This is a genomic window from Streptomyces sp. NPDC002690, from assembly GCF_053592415.1.
In genome coordinates this window covers 1-1504 of the sequence record NZ_JBSFVR010000714.1, presented here as the reverse complement: position 1 = coordinate 1504, position 1504 = coordinate 1, and the positions used below count along the sequence as shown (strand labels likewise).

Annotated in this window: 2 protein-coding genes and 1 pseudogene; all 3 read right to left on the bottom strand. The window is 70.9% G+C overall.

Annotated features, from left to right (window positions below):
• Window positions 1-83: 83 nt before the first annotated feature.
• Window positions 84-641: an NADPH-dependent FMN reductase gene (locus tag ACWD3D_RS36960; protein WP_451465006.1), complete on the bottom strand. Its 558-nt coding sequence runs from the start codon at window positions 639-641 to the stop codon at window positions 84-86.
• A 53-nt stretch (window positions 642-694) separates the two neighbouring features.
• The gene (locus ACWD3D_RS36955; RefSeq protein WP_451465005.1) at window positions 695-1177 is read right to left on the bottom strand and encodes a carboxymuconolactone decarboxylase family protein; all 483 of its coding nucleotides are present in this window, start codon (window positions 1175-1177) and stop codon (window positions 695-697) included.
• 113 nt (window positions 1178-1290) lie between these two features.
• Window positions 1291-1504, bottom strand: a pseudogene (locus ACWD3D_RS36950) (hypothetical protein); the annotation flags it as partial.

Below are 1504 nucleotides of genomic sequence, written 5' to 3'. Positions count from 1 at the left end.
GCCACCCGCTGGCTCGACCAGTACGGTTCACCTCCGCTCGCGCGGAGAGGACTGGCTGATCGCGCTGCCCGCCGGAATGCCGTTCACTCGCGCAGCGTCTTCAACGCGCCGGCCCAGCGCTCCAACTGGTCGAGCACACGGATGAGTTCCTTTTCCCGGGTTCCGGTGGGAGCGAAGACCGGGTACTCCGCGAAGTCGTCCGAGAGGTTCAGCGCGAGCTGCGCCTGCACCGTGGCGAGCTGGAGTTCGCCGGCGACGCCCCGCAGGTGCTCCACCGCGCGCACCCCGCCCGCGAACCCGAGGCTGACGAATCCGGCGGCCTTGTCGTTCCACTCGTCGTAGAGGCGGTCGAGCGCGTTCTTCAGCACGGCGGGGGCGCTGTGGTTGTACTCGGGAGTGACGAAGAGATAGCCGTCGAACCCCGCGACCGTCGCCGCCCAGCGCCGGGTGTGGGCGTGCTCGTACCGCCCGGCCCGGGGCGGCAGCGCCTCGTCGTCGAAGGGCAGGTCGTGGTCGGCGAGGTCGACGAGTTCGTAGTGGGCGTCCGGGCGCCCGGCGGCGACGGTGAGCGCCCAGTCGGCCACCGCCCGGGTCACGCGACCCGGGCGGACACTGCCGACGACAACGGCGATGGTGGTCATGGCTGTTCGTTTCCCCTCTGCTGGGTTTCCCTCTTGGGACCGGTCCGTGCTCGTCAGCCGAACTGTCCCGGCTGGTAGTCGCCGGCCGGCTGCCGGACCATGACGTTCAGCCGGTTGAAGGCGTTGATGACCGCGACGAGCGAGACCAGGGCGACGAGCTGCTCCTCGTCGTAGTGCTTGGCGGCGGCCTCCCACGCCTCGTCCGTGACCCCGCCGGCCGCGTCCGCGATCCGGGTGCCCTGCTCGGCCAGTTCGAGTGCGGCACGCTCGGCCTCGGTGAACACCGTGGCTTCCCGCCAGACCGCGATCAGGGCGAGACGCACCGCGCTCTCCCCGGCCGCCGCGGCCTCCTTGGTGTGCATGTCGGTGCAGAATCCGCAGCCGTTGATCTGGCTGGCGCGGATCTTGACCAGTTCCTGCGTGGCGGCGGGCACGTTCAGCGCCGAGACCGCCTTCCCCGCCGCTGTGAAGTGCCCCAGCATCCTGGTGACGGCCGGGTTGCCGAAGAGGTCGAGCCGGGCGCTGTGCGTGGTCATGGTGGGCTCCTCGCCGGTGGTGGACACGCACTTCGTGGTGCGTACACAGCTCAGACAGAGCAGCCCCGCGAAATGCGACACAGGCGTGTCGCGAACCGGCTGCGGGACGCCGCTCAGCGCGCCTGCGGCACCCACCGGTAGTGCAGTTCGGGCCGTCCCACCTGGCCGTAGTGCGGCCGGCGGGCGGCACGGCCGAGACCGACGAGGTGCTCCAGATAACGGCGCGCGGTGACCTCGACCTTGACGAACTGCCCCGGCCTGAGCCGGACGCCTGCTGACCGTACAGCGGCGCCCGGCCCCACGCCTCCGTCTGCCGGAGATGTCGTA